Source organism: Sporosarcina sp. FA15, assembly GCF_051550195.1.
GTDB lineage: Bacteria > Bacillota > Bacilli > Bacillales_A > Planococcaceae > Sporosarcina > Sporosarcina psychrophila.
Genome location: NZ_CP188818.1, coordinates 3,900,911 through 3,918,500, shown reverse-complemented (window position 1 = coordinate 3,918,500; position 17,590 = coordinate 3,900,911). Strand labels below are relative to the sequence as shown.

The window sequence follows — 17,590 nt, the reverse complement described above, 5'->3', positions numbered from 1 at the left end:
GAGCCCGTTACTGTTCTCTCCAATCATACACATCTTTTTGCACATTAAGTTCAACACCGTTGATTGAAACTGTATTACTATCAATCCAAACGATTTTCGTTTGATTTTTCCGGTTACTTTTAGAACAATCTTCATTGTGCACCCACTCCTATCGAGACGTTTCTTTCCATACAAATGTTTCCAATACACATTTGTTGATTAACCAGTGAATGACTGCTTGCTTTTGTGTTTAAACACTAGACGCCCTATACACTGATGCTCTCGGATCACTTTGGACTGAACGACTACTGCACCATTATTAGGATTTCTTGCTGCGTAGGGTGAACGCTCACTCGTCCATCGCTCTCAAACAACTCTAAAACAAACGTGATTTTTTAAACTTTCACGTTTGATGGATAAAAGTCACAACCTATCTATTTATGATTTATATGTCATAGTACAAAATTAATTGAACGAAATATTCTATAATTATTGAACTTCGCATTCCAAATAGGTATACTTTACCAAGTAGGAGGCGGATTAGTATGAATACACTAACAATTACAGGCAGAAAAAGAGAATCGTACAAAGTGGAGCTCGAGTATTCTCTATTATGGGAATGTGCATTAGGTATTGCAGCGATCACAAATACACCGCTGCTAGACACGCTCGAGAAAAAAAGGACATTTGAATTACTTCGAAATGAAATACCTGACGAGTTAGTTATCGAACTGAATTACGTTGAAGAACACAATACATGGAAAAGTTTACTTCAACTTTTACACGCTTTTGAAAGAAATTCGAATGACATTGAAAAATTCAAGATTTATGTCAACAATTTAAGCGATGTTGAACTGAAGTATACTTGTCTCCCATACTTCGGAACAGATTTACAAGAAAGTAGGATGCTTGCGGCGAATGGTGATAAAGTTGCTGTCGATTTAATAAAACAAGTAGCAAAGGAAAACCCTTTTCTACCTGCTTATATTGACTTTATCAGCAATGTAAATGGCGTTGACTTTAAAAAGCATTTACTAACTGTCATGTCTTTGTGGACTGAAACAGTTCTTGATGCAGACACAAATCACTTGTTGGCCATCTTGGAAAGAGATCTCAATGAAAAAAGAAGTATGACAGACAAACTGACGCCTGAAGAATTTGTTGCATGGGCCACAAATGGAACAGAGTATATTCCTGAGCCAAGCGTTCATCGTGTTTTACTGATTCCCCAATTGACGTACCGGCCTTGGACGATTGTATCGGATATTGAAGAAACGAAAGTTTTTTATTATCCGATTCCGAACACAAGCATTGATCCAACTGATAAGTACCTTCCCGATTACTTTTTAATTCAGAAACATAAAGCATTGGGAGATGAAGTCCGGCTTCGCATGGTTAAGCTTTTATCTGAACAAGATTGCACGTTAAAGGATATAACTGAGCAGCTCGAATTAGGGAAATCAACTGTTCATCATCATTTAAAAATTTTAAAGGCCGCCTCTTTAGTTGGTCAAAAATCCTCCAATTATTATTTGAAAGAAAAGTCCGTTGCTTCCTTGCCCAAAGAGTTGGAACTCTATTTAACCCAATAATACTTGAAGGAGCGGCAGCTTATGAACACTACTGTCTTAAAAAATAGGGGCTTCGTTTCATTGTGGGCGGGGAGTGCCATATCCGAACTGGGCGGCTCCTTTGGCACGTTTTGCAATTCGATTATTGTTTATGAACTCACGGGGTCAAAACTGGCGTTGGGTAGTATGTGGTTACTGTACTTTCTCCCCTCAATCGTGTTTCAACTCGTCAGTGGGCCGTTCATTGATAAATGGAGTCGCAAATGGATTATGATTTTCTCCCAGTGGACACGGGCATTGATTTTTCTGGTGCCACTTTTATCAATGTTCCTTGGCCATTTGGAAGTTTGGCATATCTATGTAGTTCAGGTCATCATTGGCCTTGTCACCCCACTTTACGTTCCTGCAAGTCAAGCGATTACACCGACAATCGTAGCTAAGGAACAGTTAAGTACGGCCAATGCTTATCTCGATGGTACAACGAGGCTTATGATGTTCTTAGCACCCATGGCTGGTGGAGTTGTTATTAATTATATAGGGACGGATTTCACTCTGTTACTCGTGTTTATATTGCTTGCGCTAAGTGGATTTTTGCTGTTACGGATGGACGAGCAACGAGTTCCTCAAGATATACGGAAGACTTGGTTGGAACAATTCAAGGAAGGCATCCATTACTTTTTTAAAGAACGAACAATCGTGTGGCTGGGAATCTTCCTTGCATTCGTCCAATTTGGCGTTGGTGTCACAATGGTGATTAATTTACCGTATATCACGGATGTGCTGAAGGGGAATTATGAAGATTATGGCCTCTTTATGGCTGGCTTTCCATTGGGTTATGTCATCGGATCTCTGTTAATTGGAAAGATAAAATTCCGAAGTCGAAGAATGTTCATGTTAGGATCCCTAGTAATCGGTGGATTAACCTACATTTCGTTAGGAATTATTAATGCAATCATTTTAGCGATTATCGTCGAAATTATTGCAGGAATTATGATGGCTTTCTTCAGTATTCACAACATCACAATTTGTCAGCGGGCGATTCCGAATCATATGATGGGGAAAGTGATGTCGGTTAGATTAGTAATTAGTAGAACGGCGATGCCAATTGGGATTGTTTTTGGAGGAATTATTAGTGAGTTATGGGGAATTAGACCTTTATATATAATGATTGGATTAGCGATAAGTTTGGTATCTATCATTGGTATCGTCTTTCCTTATTTCAAGTTCATTGATGGTCCACCCCAACCTGAATTATTACCTAAAAAGAATAACTACGCGCGGCAATAGACTGCGCATGGTTATCCTTTTTAGGCCTTTTCTTATTATAAAATCTCGCAAACCCGTCCAACTTGTCCGTCTTCTAAGCGTACTTTAATGCCATGCGGGTGGAAACTTGAGTTCGTCAATAAATCTTTAACGACACCTTCCGTTTTCGAGCCCGACCGCTGATCTTTTTTCAAGATAACTGCTACTTTTAAGCCTGGTGTTACATCTGCACGATTCTGTCCATTCATATATTATTCTTCCTCTCTTTTTTGAAACATACTTTGCACGACGTGTGCGGTTCCTGTATGAAGTTGGCCTTCCACGCGATTGACTTCCCCGATATGGAAGTGTTTGACGAAATAACCATCGAATTGTTCGAGCATCTTAATAGGATTACACAGCATTTCTTCAACCCGTGGGCCGCCTGTTCCGTACTGGAGCTGTTCTTTCGTATACAACTCACTTACATAGCATCCACCAGGTTTTAATGCCTTTTTAATCCCTGCTAGTGTACGGTCCATAACGTTTCCCGGGAAATGTCCGAAGATATGAACGATGGCATCCCACTGCTCTTCTTCCCATGCCACTTCTGCCAAATCGTGCAGTTCCGTTTTTACAACGACACCTTTTTCACCCGCCAACTGCTTTGTCTTCTCCAGTCCTGCCGGCGCATAATCCCATGCTGTCACATCAAAGCCAAGCGTTGCCAAGTAGACTGAGTTACGCCCTTCACCTTCCGCGATACAAAGCACTTTACCCTTCGGTAATTGCTGTGCCGCCTCCATAAGAAATCCGTTGGGTTCTTTGCCATAGACGTATTCTTCAACGGAAAAACGTTCATGCCACATATTTGTCATAGCTTCTCAGTCCCCTTTGTATCTGCTTCCTTCAGTTTATCACAAAATGGCCGATTACTTTGCCATTGACATTTATTCGTCTACCCCCTAAACTACTATTATTGGTTTAGGGGGTAGACTATATTGAGAGAAAAACTACTAGAAGCTGTTGATTTATTCGAAGAAGTAATGATTTTCGGGACAGAACATGTTATTAAAAACATGGATATTCCCATTTGGAAAGAGTATTCTCCAGAGCAAATTCAAGTACTCAAAATCCTTTCTACTTATGGAGCACTTTCGAGCGGAAAGCTTGCCACAATTCAAGGTGTACATAAAAGCGCCGTCTCGAGCCGTTTAAAAAAGTTGGAGGAAAAAGGACTTGTGACATCCGAGCGTGACGAAAACGATCAGCGAGCCAAAATCATACGACTTACATCGGAAGGTATCGAGGTTCTTCAAACGTCCAATAATGCGGTCTATGAAAATATTGAAAAACTTTTTAAAGATCGGATTGATGAAAAGGAACTGGAGACATTCGTTAAGACCTTCCGAAAACTTAAAGAGATTTTACAAATGAAGGAGATGTAATTTTGAGAGCTATTATAAAATTCAAATGGCCGATTTTCATCGGCTTACTTACATTGACAATTGCGTTATTCATTTTAGCACCAAATTTGGCAAAACAAGCAGAAGAAGCGGGCTCACTACAACTTCCAAGCAGTGCTGATTCGCAAAAAGCGGCTGATATGCTAGAAAAAGCCGGTGCTTCCGAAGATACGATTTCACTCGTCTATCCGCTGAAAAAACCAGTAGATGCTGCGATGAAAAAAGAAATTCAATCGGTTGTAGACAAACTTGAAGCCCTGGGCAAGCCAGTTTCAGCAATACTTAACCCATTTGAAAGTAAAGAACTGGAAGCGCAACTTGTTTCAAAAGATCAGAAGACAGTCCTCGTACCAATTACTGTGGACGGTACATTTGATGAAATTATTGCCCTTGCTGATAAAATTCATAGTGATATTTTATCCAAAAACCAGACAGTCTATTTAACAGGTGAAGCGATTATCGGCAATGATGTAAACCAAAGCGCACAAGACGGCTTGAAAAAAACAGAAATTATTACCGTCGTGCTTATTTTCGGTTTGCTTCTCATCGTATTCCGCTCAATTGTCACACCATTTATACCGCTTATTGCGGTAGGGATCTCCTATTTACTCAGTCAATCATTTGTTGCCTTTTTCATTGACTGGTTCGGATTCCCTGTTTCTAATTACACACAGATTTTCCTTGTAGCTATCCTCTTCGGACTAGGAACGGATTATTGTATTCTGTTGCTCAGCCGTTATAAAGAAGAATTGCTAGCAGGTCATAGCGTCGAGGATGCAGTCGTTAATACGTATAAAACTGCAGGTCGTACACTGTTCATCAGCGGTCTTGCCGTCTTTATCGGATTTGCAGCAATCGGATTTGCAGACTTCCCGATTTTTAAATCAGCTGTGGCCGTCGCGGTCGGAATTGCCGTGTTGATGGTCGTGCTATTTACAGTTGTTCCATTGTTCATGGTTTTATTGAAAGACAAATTGTTTTGGCCTTCAAAACAAGCTGCATCGCATAAAGACAGTAAAATATGGGTTGCCTTCAGTAAAGTTTCGGTCAAGCGGCCGCTCATTTCTATGCTAATTGTGGCAGTTATCACAGTCCCTCTTCTATTGACATATGATAATGATTTGTCATTCAACACAGTCGATGAGATTGATAAGAGTAAAGAATCGGTCATGGGCCTCAATGCTATTTCTGAAGCATTCGGGAAAGGAGATTCGTTGCCAATCCAGGTTTTATTGAAAAAAGACGGCCCGATTGTCAATGAAACTGACGTCACCTATCTCGAAGCAATCAGCCGGGATATCGAGAAGATTGACGGCGTGAAAACGGTCCGGACGATTACGCGTCCAACTGGTGAAATTATCGAAGACTTGTATGTAGACCACCAGCTTGGTCTTATGTCAGAGGGTCTTGGTGATGCGACTGGTGGACTGGATGAGGTAAAAAAAGGACTGACAGAAGTTCAAGGCGGACTGGACCAAGTGACCGGCATATTTTCTACCGGTTCTGCAGCTGAAGTCAATGGTGCTGGACTTGCACAAGCCGCAGGTGGTATCGGGCAGCTTTCTGCAGGTGTTGGTGCTTCTACTAAAGGCCTGGATGAAATCGGTTCCGGTCTTGGCGAATTATCCGCGTCATTAAAAGAAATGAGTGAGTCGGACAGTGTGCGTGCTACCGGTTTGTTCATCCCGTCAGGCACGCTCAGCAATGAAACGTTCAAGCCGGTGATTGACCGTTATACGTTCGGAGCCGAATCAGGGATTTTACTTGAAGTGATTTTGGACTATGATCCTTATTCAAGGGAAGCGATCCAAACGGTGCATGACATTAAAGACAGTGTAAGCCGTTCAGTTATCGGAACACCTTTCTTTGACGCAGAGCTTGCGTATAGCGGTGTATCCAGCATGAATTCGGATCTATATGATATTTCGTCAAAAGACTTCAAGCGCACAGTCATTATTATGCTTGCCAGTTTGTTCGTCGTCTTGACGTTCTTATTCCGTTCTGCAATCATGCCTTTGTATATGATTGGCTCCTTGCTGCTCACATATTACACATCTATCGCTGTAACTGAACTCATCTTTGTCAATATGTTGGGTTATGATGGTATCAGCTGGGCAGTTCCATTCTTTGGCTTCATTCTGCTTATTGCGCTCGGTGTGGATTACTCCATTTTCTTACTCGACCGCTTCCGTGAGGAGAGCATTAATGGGCTGAATATACGAGAGGCCCTTACGATGTCGATGGCTAAAATGGGTACGGTCATCATTACTGCATCCATCATACTCGCCGGAACATTCGGTGCAATGATGCCTTCAGGCGTGTTGAGTCTCGTACAAATCGCTACAATTGTCATTACAGGACTCCTTCTGTATGGACTCATCATTCTTCCATTACTCATTCCGGCGATTACTGTATCGTTTGGCAGAGGGGTATGGTGGCCGTTCAGAGGTTGATATAATACGTAAAGCGTCCGTTCCTTTTGTGGGGAACGGACGCTTTTTTAATGATTCTACTCTTTGTTACTGATACTCTCCAAATATTGATCCAATCGTGCTGCCATCATTTCATCCGTCAAACCTGTAACACCAAATGCCGCCCAGCCACTATATACAACAGGAGGTCCGTCCAAGAAATCAAACACGGAGACAATATCCCAATAGGGCTCATACGAAAATGAGGGTTCAGCATGTCTTTGATATGCTTGTAAAAATAGGTCTGCCACTTCGACGCTATGCAACAGCGCGAGGTTCACACGACAATGACCCACGTCGATACCCGCTGGACCGCGGCATGCATTCGGCCAATCGACAATCCCACTGACTTCTTTGTTAGTCCACAACACGTTTGCAGGATGAAAGTCGCGGTGAATAAACGTCTCGAGAAATTCAGGCTCCGTTCCATGGAAACGTTCAAATGCCGCCTGCCACACATCCCGTTTCTTCGTCCATTCGGGGAATTTGACGTCCGCCCGTTTTGTATACGGCGCATATTTCCATGTAAAATCATTCGCTTTAACTTGATGAATTTGCACAAGTACTTTTGCCAATCCATCCGTCCATTGGTTGAAATCATCTGGCAGAAGCTCTACTTTCCCTTCAACTTTCGTCATAAGGATAGACGGTAACCCGCTCAGCTTTCCTGTTTCATCAGACCCAATCAGCGCTGGAGTCGGCAGCCCACTATCCGAAGCTTTTCGAAGGCTCGCCGCTTCGTGCTTGACGAGATCAGGTTCTTCAAGAAGCCACTCCTCATTGTCAAATTGTCGTAAAACCATTTCCGAGTCTTCCGTCTTCACTTCATAAAGAAGTGAGGATGTACTGCCTGGGAGTCGTTTCATCCAATGGACGACACCCCCTACTTCTTGCTGCACCCAGATTTCTGCTTTTTCGATTGGTCGCAAATTCCACCCCTCCTTTAAACATGAATCATGGATTAGGCGAGTCCCATTTCACCCTCTATACATCACTTCACCCGCAACAACGGTCATCACAACATTCGCGTTCACGATTTCTTCATCTTCCACTCGGAATAAATCCTTGTCGAGCACAGTGAAATCAGCATCGAACCCGGGCGCAAGCTTACCGCGGACGTCCGATTTTCCGATTGTTCCCGCACTCCCCGTCGTAAAGAGGCCGACCGCTTCAAAGCGACTTAGTTTTTCATCTGGCAAATAGCCTTCGTGGGTTTCCCCAGGCTTCCGACGCGTTGCCGCTGCATAGATGCCAAGCAATGGGTCGACCTCCTCGATTGGCGCATCCGAACCGCCGCCGCAAATGAATCCACGGTCAAGCAGCTTTTTCCACGCATAGGCCCAATCAAGACGGTCTTCCCCTAAACGATCCATGACCCATGGGAAGTCTGATGATACAAACACCGGCTGTATATCAAGGATGACTGGCAACTTTTCCATCCGCTCGACTAGATCTTCACGCAAGACATTTACATGGATAAGTCGATCACGTTTGCCAGTAGGTACCGGGTACTTCTCTATCGCATCTAGTGCTTTTTCAACAGCTGCATCCCCAATGACATGAACAGCAATTGCTTCGCCATACTTGCGTGCGAGCGACACTATCGCACCAATTTCTTCATCCGTAATGACTGTCATGCCGAATGTTTCGGGCGTATCTGCATACGGTTTACTTAACAAAGCCGTTTTACCGCCAAGCGCTCCGTCGATGAAAAACTTCATCTCGCCGGGCTCAATCCAAGGTTCATTATAAGTAGCTTGCTCTTCCTTCAATTGCTGGAAAACAATTGACCGTCGTAATAAATGTGCGCGGAATTTCTTCTGTTCACCAATAACGTTTTTGAATGCTTGTAGCGGGTTTTTATAATCCCCATAATACCCGAGGTCATCCGTCACTCCCCCTGTCAGTCCAAGTGATAGCAAATCATCAACTGACTTTTGTAAGGCCCGAGTCAATGATTCTTCTGTCGGCTCTGGAATAAGGGCAAGTACAATCTCCTGCGCTCCTTCTTTCAAGTAGCCCGTAGGTTCCCCGTTCGCATCACGCATAATGACACCATCTTCGGGATCAAGTGTATCTTTTGAAATACCTGCCAGCTCAAGCGCTTTTGAATTGGCGAGCGCCGCATGTCTACATGTCCGTTTCAAAATCATAGGGGAATCCGTGACCTTATCCAATTCATGTCGCGTGAGAATCTTTTTATCTGGGAAGTTATTTTCATTCCATCCCTCTCCGATAAACCATTCGTCAGATTTCAAATCAGGATGAGCATTTATCAGCATATCCATCATGTCATCAGCGGACGTTGCCTTCGATAAGTCCAAACTTAGTAATTTTTCGCCGTGACCAATCATATGCATATGACTATCGACGAATCCTGGATAAAGAACGGAACCCTGTAAGTCAATTTCATTATCTGCTCGTTCTTTTAAATCGCCATATGTGCCAACTGCACTAACCTTACCGTTTTCTGTGAGCAGCGCCTCAACTTGGTCTCCTTCTTGCTCCATCGTATACATCGTGCCATTATGCCAAAGTGTTTTCATCTCAATTCCCCCTATCTCTCTAGTTATAGTCTAAACTTTCGGTCATTCACGAGCAACATTTTGAATATGAATGCTACAATTAAGATTAATGATTAGGAGGGGTTAAGTTGAGATTAACTGTTTACCTGGCAGGGGAAATCCATAGTTCATGGCGTGAGGAAGTAAAGATGAAAGTGGCTGCACTTAAGTTGCCAATCGATTTCGTCGGTCCCATGGAAGACCATGACCGTTCTGATAACATCGGGGAAGATATTCTAGGCAAGCAGCCGAATTCAATTTCCAAAGATGCTGCGGCATCAAACTTTAATAATTTGCGTACGGAGCTATTAATGAAGCAAGCCGATCTTGTCATCGCTTTATTTGGGGAGAAATATAAGCAGTGGAATACCGCGATGGACGCGAGTGCCGCCGTCGCATTCGGCAAACCACTCATCCTAATTCGTAATGAAGCACATCATCATGCACTAAAGGAATTGTCCCGCAAAGCAAACGCTACCGTCGAAACTGTCGATCAGGCTGTAAAAGCACTGCATTATATTTTCGAATGAACTAAGAAAAGCGCAAGCTGCCGTTTAGCCCCGACAGGCATAAGACGGTTTGCGAGGAGGCGTACTTCAGCCCCATAGCAAAACGACTTATGACCCGAGGGTTTGCGCCTGGAGCCTAGACACTGCTCCAGGTTGAAAAAACTTATACCTTTTTAAATACCATCCCACGGGCTGTCCTCATCAGGGCAGTCTTTTTTAATGGCGTTCCTACACCGATCATACAACCGCGAAGAACAATCATATACCCTTCCACACCGATCATATCCCCCTATCTCGTTTACAAAACCTTAACGATTCCTTCATACCCGCTCAACAATTCTCCTCTATCATTTGAATTGTAGTCAAAACACTCTAGGGGGGCAACAACAGATGAAAAACATGAAAACACTCGCAACACTCGGACTTGCATGCTCAATCTTTCTCGCTGCTTGCGGTGGAGCGGACGGTAATACATCAGCTAAAACTAGTGAAGGCTTAAGCGGTAGTGTAGCAGGGGACGGATCGTCGACTGTTGCGCCAATCATGGAAGCGATTGTTGAAGAATATGCACAAGCTGAAAAAGACGTTAAAGTATCCGTAGGTGTTTCCGGTACAGGTGGCGGATTTGAAAAATTCATCGCTGGTTCAACAGACTTCTCAAATGCATCCCGCCCCATTAAAGATGAAGAGAAAGCAAAGCTTGACGAAGCAGGCGTTGATTATACAGAACTTAAAATTGCAAACGACGGTTTAACAATCGTTGTAAATAAAGAAAACACTTGGGTCGATTCACTTACTGTTGAAGATCTCGCGAAAATGTGGGCAGAAGATGGATCAGCAAAAAAATGGTCTGATATCAACCCAAGCTGGCCAGCTGAAGAAATCGTCTTCTATTCACCAGGTACAGATTCTGGCACATATGACTACTTCAATGAAGTTGTCTTGGAAGATGCTGACCTTGTAAAATCTGCAACACTTTCTGAAGATGACAACGTTCTTGTTACAGGAATTAAAGGTGACAAAAATGCAATTGGATTTTTCGGTTATGCTTACTACGAATCAAATAAAGACGCGCTAAATGCAGTATTAATAGATGGTATTGAACCGAATGCACAAACAATCGAGTCTGGCGAATACACTCCATTCTCTCGCCCACTATTCATTTATGTCAGCAACGATGCAGTTAAAGAGAAAAAAGAAGTTCGTAACTTCATGGAGTTTGTTATCGACAACTCAGCAGAAATGGCCGAAGCAGTTGGTTATGTACAACTGCCTGAAGCAGACTATGAAGAAGGACGTAAAGCATTGGATTCTCTGAAATAATAGAACGATTCCTGGCTGTCCTGCATAGTAGGGCAGCCATTATCCTTTCAACACCGTAACTAAACAACGTTATCCAATAGGAGGTCCATAGATTGACTTCAATAAAACCGACAGATAAGTTGCGAACACGCGATGTCATTGCTGCTGCTAAAAAGAATGAGAAGTTTGGCAAACTCATCCCGCATCTTTTACTCGCTGTCACTTCCATCACTGTACTGGCAACATTTGGGATTATCTATACATTACTGAAAGAAACATTCATCTTTTTTCAAGAAATAAAGATCACTGACTTCATTTTTGGAACTGAATGGGCACCTTTCTCCAATGCTGATCAGGCATTCGGTGTACTTCCCTTAATCGTCGGAACTTTAAAAATCGCAGGTGTTGCGCTTCTTATCGGGGTCCCTTTCGGACTTGCGTGTGCAATTTTCCTCAGTGAATATGCGTCACCAAAAATCAAAAAGTTCATCAAACCAATTATTGAGTTACTGGCTGGAATTCCAACGATTGTTTACGGATTTTTTGCCTTAACAGTCGTGACACCATGGCTCCAGTCTTTCATTCCACAATTGAAGTTATTTAACGCACTAAGTGCCGGTATTGTAGTCGGTATTATGATTTTACCAATGATAATCTCGCTTTCGGAAGATGCACTTTCTGCTGTTCCTGCTTCATTCCGCGAGGGGTCTTACGCGCTTGGGTCTACAAAATTTGAAACAGCTATCAAAGTCGTCTTTCCAGCAGCAATTTCCGGTATTGCAGCATCGATTATCCTTGCTGCTTCACGGGCTGTAGGAGAAACAATGATTGTCTCACTTGCCGCAGGTTCCACGCCAATATTCAATATGGACTTTACAGGTTCAATTCAAACGATGACTTCTTATATCGTTCAAGTCGCAACAGGCGACGCAGGCTATGGCACAACAATCTATTATTCCATTTACGCTGTCGGGTTCATGCTATTCTTGTTCACATTCCTAATGAACCGGGCCGCTTTGTACATCAAGACGAAATTCAGGGAGGAATACTAATATGGACCGCGTTCTTCAGTCAAAAACAAATCGTCGACTTACAAAAGATTCAGCGATGAAATGGCTGTTCGGTGCAATCGCTGCCGCCGTCCTCGGAATTACATTCTTCCTGTTTTACGGCATTGGTGCAGATGGTGTCGGACGGTTGAACTTTTCATTCTTTACGAATTTCGGATCCCGCTTCCCTGAAAAGGCGGGCATTAAAGCAGCTCTTGTCGGTACACTGGCTCTCATGGCCGTCGTTATTCCGGTATCCATGTTCCTAGGCCTTTGTTCCGCTATTTACCTTGAAGAATATGCTAAAAAAAATAAATGGACCTCTTTTATTGAAATGAATATCAGTAACCTTGCCGGCGTTCCTTCCGTTGTCTTCGGACTTCTTGGTCTAACTGTTTTTGTCCGTGCATCATCATTAGGCAATAGTATCTTGGCTGCTGGATTGACGATGAGTTTGCTAATCTTACCAATCATCATCGTAGCTTCCCAAGAAGCACTTCGTTCCGTTCCAGACACACTTCGAGAAGCTTCATATGGCATGGGTGCAACAAAATGGCAAACAATCATTCATGTGATTTTACCGTCCGCAGCAGGTTCTATTTTGACAGGTAGCATCTTATCCTTCTCACGTGCCATCGGTGAAACAGCACCGCTCATTGTTCTTGGGATACCGGTTATCGTTCAATTCCTGCCAACTGGACCGCTTAGTACATTTACAGCTCTTCCGATGCAAATTTACGACTGGGCTAAACGCCCACAACCCGAATTTGCAGATGCTGCCTCAGCAGGAATTATCGTGCTTATGATCTTACTCATTACAATGAACGGATTTGCGATTTACTTTAGAAATAGATCACAAAAAAAGCTTAAAAATTGATAGGAGGATTATTATGACAAAAACACTCGTTCGACCTACTGAAGATGCTAAGCTTCGTGTCATGAAAAATGAAAATTGGACAAAAGCAGTTTATGAAACAAACGGTTTAAATCTCTGGTATGGCACGGCGCACGCGCTTAAAAACATCGACTTGTCCATCAATGAAAAAGAAGTAACAGCAATCATCGGCCCTTCCGGCTGCGGAAAATCTACGTATTTAAAAACACTAAATCGGATGGTAGAAAACGTAGGCGACGTCACCATTTCTGGTAATGTTACATTTATGGGCAATAATATTCTTGGCAAAGCGATGTCCGTGGAATTGCTTCGTTCAAAAGTCGGCATGGTATTCCAAAAACCCAATCCATTCCCGAAATCCATCTATGAAAACGTTGCATACGGGCCGAAGATTCACGGTATCCGTAACAAAGCAATGTTAGATACAATTGTTGAAGACAGCTTACGTAAAGCAGCCTTATGGGATGAAGTAAAAGACCGTCTGAACAAAAGCGCATATGGACTTTCCGGCGGACAGCAACAACGGCTCTGTATAGCACGCTGCCTCGCAGTTGACCCAGAAGTAATCCTAATGGATGAGCCAACTTCAGCACTAGACCCGGTATCGACACATAAAGTCGAAGAATTGATTCGCAACATCAAAAACGATGTAACAATAGCAATCGTTACACATAACATGCAACAGGCAGCACGAATTTCCGACCGCACTGCATTTTTCCTAAACGGAGAAATCGTAGAATGCGATCGTACATCCACACTATTTAGTACGCCGACAGACGAACGCACCGATGACTACATCAACGGGCGATTCGGTTGATAATCTCATTTGGTAAACAAAAAGGGCATCTCGAGTTAGTGTTTTCCTCACTATCTTGAGATGCCTTTTTGTTTTCGGCAAAATAAAAAACCGAAGATATCGTCAATAACGACATCTTCGATCAATGGTTTAGTCTCTTATTCAGTTCCCATTTCTGCTTGCACAACGTCAACAATACGCTGAACAAGACGTACACAATCTTCTTCAGAAGGCGCTTCTACCATGACGCGCACAAGCGGTTCAGTGCCCGAAGGACGAACCAAAACGCGGCCATTGCCTGCCATCTCTTTTTCTACTTCTGCTATTACTTCTGCTACTAATGCATTATCCGTCACAGCATTCTTATCCGTAACACGTACATTAACAAGTTTTTGCGGATAAATTTTCATGCCTGCCGCAAGTTCAGATAGCTTACGTCCAGTTATTTTCATAATGTTAACGAGCTGAAGTCCTGTAAGAAGCCCATCGCCTGTTGTATTGTAATCGTGGAAGATAATATGGCCTGATTGCTCACCGCCAAGATTATAATTTCCTTTTCTCATTTCTTCTACAACATACCGATCACCAACGGCTGTCTGAATGCTCTTCATGCCGTGTTCCGTCAATGCTTTATAGAAACCTAGATTGCTCATAATCGTTGAGACAATCGTTCCTGATTTAAGGCGGCCTCCTTCATGTAAATGACGTGCGATGATGAACATAATCTGGTCACCATCAACAACTTCTCCACGTTCATCTACAGCGATAAGACGATCTCCGTCTCCGTCAAACGCTAAACCAATATGGGCACCTTTTTCAACAACGAGTTTACCCAATTCTTCAGGATGAGTCGAACCGACACCGTCATTAATGTTCAAGCCGTTTGGCGATGCTCCCATTGTTGTTAGGTCTGCATCAAGATCAGCAAACAAATGTGTTGCCAGTGTAGATGTCGCACCATGTGCACAATCGAGTGCAACATGAATTCCCGCGAATTCCTCGTCGACCGTCTGTTTTAAGTACTGAATATATTTATGTCCGCCTTCAAAATACTCTGTTATAAAACCAACGTCTGCTCCAGTCGGACGCGGCAACGAGTCTTCTTGTACGTTTAACAGTTGCTCAATTTCTTCTTCCTGTTCATCCGTCAGTTTATAACCATCTGCACCAAAAAACTTGATGCCATTGTCTTCGACAGGATTATGTGAAGCTGAGATCATGACTCCGGCCTGTGCATTCATGACGCGCGTCAAGTAAGCGACACCTGGTGTGCTAATAACCCCAAGAGTCATCACTTCAATCCCCGTCGATAAAAGACCCGCAATTAGGGCATTTTCAAGCATCTGACCCGAGATACGCGTATCCCTGCCGACGAGTACTTGTGACTTCCCTGATGATTCTTTTGTTAACACATGCCCACCAATTCTACCCAATCTAAATGCGATTTCCGGTGTCAATTCCTTATTTGCAACCCCACGGACGCCATCGGTCCCGAAATACTTTGTCATTTTCATTCTCCCTTTCAATCCTGCACATTCAACTGTATGTCAGGCAAGTTCAATATGCATCGTTACTTCTTTATCTGATAGTATCCATTTCACATCTAGGGGTCCTTCAACCAAGACTGAGAAATTCTGTTCTCCTTCGTCCGTGGTTTCAGACGCATCGATATAAACGGTGAAATCTGATTTCTCCAATGTATCAATTACATCCTGTTCCGCCGTGACAGTTAGTACAACCAAACCGGCCGCCGGTTTCTGAAATGAACTCGTGAAACTTTCATCAAGTCCTTTTACAGTAACAGGCATGTCTTTAAATTCCTTCGTAACTACTTTTACATCCTCAACAGGCGGCTCCGGATTGATTACTTCCAAGTCTGAATCAATCACTGTTGCATCTATTTTCACTTTAACTTTATCTAAAGACATCTTTGTAACACCTTTAGGTTTTTTCAAATCAATCGCCATTGTTCCTTGTCCTTTTACTTCGGATACATCCACATCAACGCTGAATTCTTTAATTTGATCCAGTACTTTCCGTGGACCGAATAAACTAATCGTTTTATCCTGAGCAGAAATGGCATCGACAGTGACACCAGTAACAGGAACTCCACGCGATTTAAGTACGATTGGCACTTCTTTACTATATTCGGAAATCTCAACTTTGACAGTCACTTGTTCAGGAACAATCGTCACATTCAGCTTCGTTAAATCTTTATCTAAGACCCGAACCCGTGCTTGCTGCTCGAATGATTTGTTAATTTCCTTGTCTCCTGTTATTGAGGCTTTTACAAAACTGATCGATTCAATAACACTCTTCGCCCCCGTCACTTCGATAGTTGACGGATCGACATCTATCTTAACGACATTGAACTCTTCAGCAAGCAGACGTTCATTCAGTTCAGGATCAACACGGAATGTTTGTGTGATTTTCTCTTCGATTACGACTTCGATTGTCGCGGGATCGAAGATGACTTTCAGCTTCTCAGAAACATTCTCACTTTGAATCTCAACTGTATGCTTACCCATTGGCAAACTAGACAAATCGACTCGTAGCGTAAAGTCTTTTAATAATTTCGTTGTCTGGACAATATTCGCTGGGCCTTCAATGGTCATATTGACCGTTTCTGGAACTCCCGTCACGACAAGATTTTCATTGTCATAAAACACTTGTACAGGGAAATCCTGAATGATGTCCCTCGCATCTCCAACTGCTTTGCTACCCTTTTTTTCTTCTGCCTGCACAGTAAAAAAAAGAATAATTGCAAGGAATAAGGCTGTCAAGCGAAGAAACCATGGGCTATTCATAAACTTATCCATTTTTTCTCCACCTCCACTTCCAGATGGAAGAATCCTGCTTTTCAGTTGTTAAACCGAACCAGACTCTCCGCAACCGCGCTTCAAATTCCTCCATATCAAGATTCCGATCTATATCCCCATTTGCAGTAAGGCTTACTGCTCCAGTTTCTTCTGACACGATAATCGTTACAGCATCCGTTACTTCACTAATTCCAAGGGCTGCACGATGTCGTGTTCCAAGCTCCTTTGAGATGAACGGACTCTCCGACAGCGGCAAATAGCATCCTGCTGCCGCAATGCGATTACGCTGGACAATGACTGCACCATCATGGAGTGGCGTGTTCGGGATGAAGATATTGATAAGAAGTTCTGACGTAATCAGCGAATCCATACCTGTACCGGTTTCAATATATTCACTTAGACCTGTTTCCTTTTCAATTGAAATAAGCGCACCAATTCGCCGTTTCGCCATATAGCTAACAGATTTCACAAACGCTTCAATCAGACGATCACGTTCCTCTTCTTCCTGCATCATTGTACGAGCAAATAGCCGTCCTCTACCAATCTGTTCAAGCGCACGCCGTAGCTCGGGTTGGAAGATGATAATAATAGCCAGAAATCCAAACGGAAGAACCTGATCCATCATCCATTGAAGCGTATCAAGTCCAAAAAACTCAGTCAGAATACGAGCAATGAGAAGGACAAAAATCCCTTTTAAAAGTTGAACCGCTTTCGTTCCTTTTATAATCGTAATCAATTTATAAAAAACAAACCAGACGAGAAGCACATCTACAATATTAATAAATGCCGCTACTGGACTGAAATCAACTAATTCTTGCCATTTTGGCATGTGCTTCGCCTACCTTCATAAACAGTTTCTTATGCGTATAGTATAGCATAACAGCACTGCACTGTCCTTTCTTAGAAAAGAACAAAAGCGCAAGC

Annotated in this window: 17 protein-coding genes; 9 read left to right on the top strand and 8 right to left on the bottom strand. The window is 42.9% G+C overall.

The window, feature by feature from the left end; translation table 11 throughout:
- Nucleotides 1-7: 7 nt before the first annotated feature.
- On the bottom strand, nucleotides 8-142 hold the full coding sequence (locus ACP8HG_RS18565) for a DUF5412 family protein (protein WP_338653902.1): 135 nt from the start codon (nucleotides 140-142) through the stop codon (nucleotides 8-10).
- A gap of 382 nt (nucleotides 143-524) precedes the next feature.
- On the opposite strand from ACP8HG_RS18565, the gene ACP8HG_RS18560 reads away from it, so the two are divergent.
- Together ACP8HG_RS18560 and ACP8HG_RS18555 are read left to right on the top strand one after the other, a co-directional pair.
- Nucleotides 525-1,571, top strand: a complete 1,047-nt coding sequence (locus ACP8HG_RS18560; RefSeq protein ID WP_338653904.1) for an ArsR/SmtB family transcription factor — start codon at nucleotides 525-527, stop codon at nucleotides 1,569-1,571.
- A 21-nt stretch (nucleotides 1,572-1,592) separates the two neighbouring features.
- On the top strand, nucleotides 1,593-2,837 hold the full coding sequence (locus tag ACP8HG_RS18555) for an MFS transporter (RefSeq protein ID WP_338653906.1): 1,245 nt from the start codon (nucleotides 1,593-1,595) through the stop codon (nucleotides 2,835-2,837).
- A gap of 35 nt (nucleotides 2,838-2,872) precedes the next feature.
- Here ACP8HG_RS18555 and ACP8HG_RS18550 read toward each other — a convergent pair whose 3' ends face one another.
- Nucleotides 2,873-3,064 carry a YwbE family protein gene (locus tag ACP8HG_RS18550; protein WP_338653908.1) on the bottom strand — a complete coding sequence of 64 codons (192 nt, stop codon included), beginning with the start codon at nucleotides 3,062-3,064 and terminating at the stop codon, nucleotides 2,873-2,875.
- A 3-nt stretch (nucleotides 3,065-3,067) separates the two neighbouring features.
- Nucleotides 3,068-3,673 (bottom strand): class I SAM-dependent methyltransferase, encoded by a 606-nt coding sequence (locus tag ACP8HG_RS18545; RefSeq protein ID WP_338653910.1) that lies wholly within the window; start codon nucleotides 3,671-3,673, stop codon nucleotides 3,068-3,070.
- A gap of 123 nt (nucleotides 3,674-3,796) precedes the next feature.
- Between ACP8HG_RS18545 and ACP8HG_RS18540 the strand changes: the two genes are divergently transcribed.
- The gene (locus ACP8HG_RS18540) at nucleotides 3,797-4,243 is read left to right on the top strand and encodes a MarR family winged helix-turn-helix transcriptional regulator (RefSeq protein WP_338653916.1); all 447 of its coding nucleotides are present in this window, start codon (nucleotides 3,797-3,799) and stop codon (nucleotides 4,241-4,243) included.
- Nucleotides 4,244-4,245: 2 nt separating this feature from the next.
- Nucleotides 4,246-6,714 (top strand): MMPL family transporter, encoded by a 2,469-nt coding sequence (locus ACP8HG_RS18535; RefSeq protein ID WP_438297545.1) that lies wholly within the window; start codon nucleotides 4,246-4,248, stop codon nucleotides 6,712-6,714.
- Nucleotides 6,715-6,770: 56 nt separating this feature from the next.
- Here the strand turns inward: ACP8HG_RS18535 and ACP8HG_RS18530 are convergent, their stop codons facing one another.
- Both ACP8HG_RS18530 and ACP8HG_RS18525 read right to left on the bottom strand, forming a co-directional pair.
- Entirely contained in the window at nucleotides 6,771-7,661 is an 891-nt protein-coding gene (locus tag ACP8HG_RS18530) for a phosphotransferase family protein (RefSeq protein WP_421102086.1), read from the bottom strand.
- A gap of 48 nt (nucleotides 7,662-7,709) precedes the next feature.
- On the bottom strand, nucleotides 7,710-9,278 hold the full coding sequence (locus tag ACP8HG_RS18525; RefSeq protein ID WP_421102084.1) for an amidohydrolase: 1,569 nt from the start codon (nucleotides 9,276-9,278) through the stop codon (nucleotides 7,710-7,712).
- A 107-nt stretch (nucleotides 9,279-9,385) separates the two neighbouring features.
- On the opposite strand from ACP8HG_RS18525, the gene ACP8HG_RS18520 reads away from it, so the two are divergent.
- The 5 genes from ACP8HG_RS18520 to pstB all read left to right on the top strand — a co-directional run bounded on the left by ACP8HG_RS18520 (nucleotide 9,386) and on the right by pstB (nucleotide 13,868).
- Entirely contained in the window at nucleotides 9,386-9,826 is a 441-nt protein-coding gene (locus tag ACP8HG_RS18520; RefSeq protein ID WP_338653922.1) for a YtoQ family protein, read from the top strand.
- Nucleotides 9,827-10,195: 369 nt separating this feature from the next.
- Nucleotides 10,196-11,128 (top strand): PstS family phosphate ABC transporter substrate-binding protein, encoded by a 933-nt coding sequence (locus ACP8HG_RS18515; protein WP_067204890.1) that lies wholly within the window; start codon nucleotides 10,196-10,198, stop codon nucleotides 11,126-11,128.
- A 92-nt stretch (nucleotides 11,129-11,220) separates the two neighbouring features.
- On the top strand, nucleotides 11,221-12,159 hold the full coding sequence (gene pstC / locus ACP8HG_RS18510; RefSeq protein WP_156475937.1) for a phosphate ABC transporter permease subunit PstC: 939 nt from the start codon (nucleotides 11,221-11,223) through the stop codon (nucleotides 12,157-12,159).
- A 1-nt stretch (nucleotide 12,160) separates the two neighbouring features.
- Nucleotides 12,161-13,033, top strand: a complete 873-nt coding sequence (pstA, locus tag ACP8HG_RS18505) for a phosphate ABC transporter permease PstA (RefSeq protein WP_067204887.1) — start codon at nucleotides 12,161-12,163, stop codon at nucleotides 13,031-13,033.
- Nucleotides 13,034-13,094: 61 nt separating this feature from the next.
- Nucleotides 13,095-13,868 (top strand): phosphate ABC transporter ATP-binding protein PstB, encoded by a 774-nt coding sequence (pstB, locus tag ACP8HG_RS18500; protein ID WP_231885811.1) that lies wholly within the window; start codon nucleotides 13,095-13,097, stop codon nucleotides 13,866-13,868.
- A 137-nt stretch (nucleotides 13,869-14,005) separates the two neighbouring features.
- Here the strand turns inward: pstB and glmM are convergent, their stop codons facing one another.
- Genes glmM through cdaA form a run of 3 tightly spaced genes read right to left on the bottom strand, consistent with a single transcriptional unit; the run spans nucleotide 14,006 to nucleotide 17,495 of the window.
- The gene (gene glmM / locus ACP8HG_RS18495; RefSeq protein ID WP_187046466.1) at nucleotides 14,006-15,355 is read right to left on the bottom strand and encodes a phosphoglucosamine mutase; all 1,350 of its coding nucleotides are present in this window, start codon (nucleotides 15,353-15,355) and stop codon (nucleotides 14,006-14,008) included.
- 39 nt (nucleotides 15,356-15,394) lie between these two features.
- Nucleotides 15,395-16,666, bottom strand: coding sequence for a CdaR family protein (locus ACP8HG_RS18490; RefSeq protein ID WP_187046465.1), 1,272 nt, complete (start codon nucleotides 16,664-16,666; stop codon nucleotides 15,395-15,397).
- On the bottom strand, nucleotides 16,659-17,495 hold the full coding sequence (gene cdaA / locus ACP8HG_RS18485; RefSeq protein ID WP_067204877.1) for a diadenylate cyclase CdaA: 837 nt from the start codon (nucleotides 17,493-17,495) through the stop codon (nucleotides 16,659-16,661). The genes ACP8HG_RS18490 and cdaA overlap by 8 nt, the downstream gene beginning before the upstream one ends.
- Between the last annotated feature and the right edge of the window lie 95 nt (nucleotides 17,496-17,590).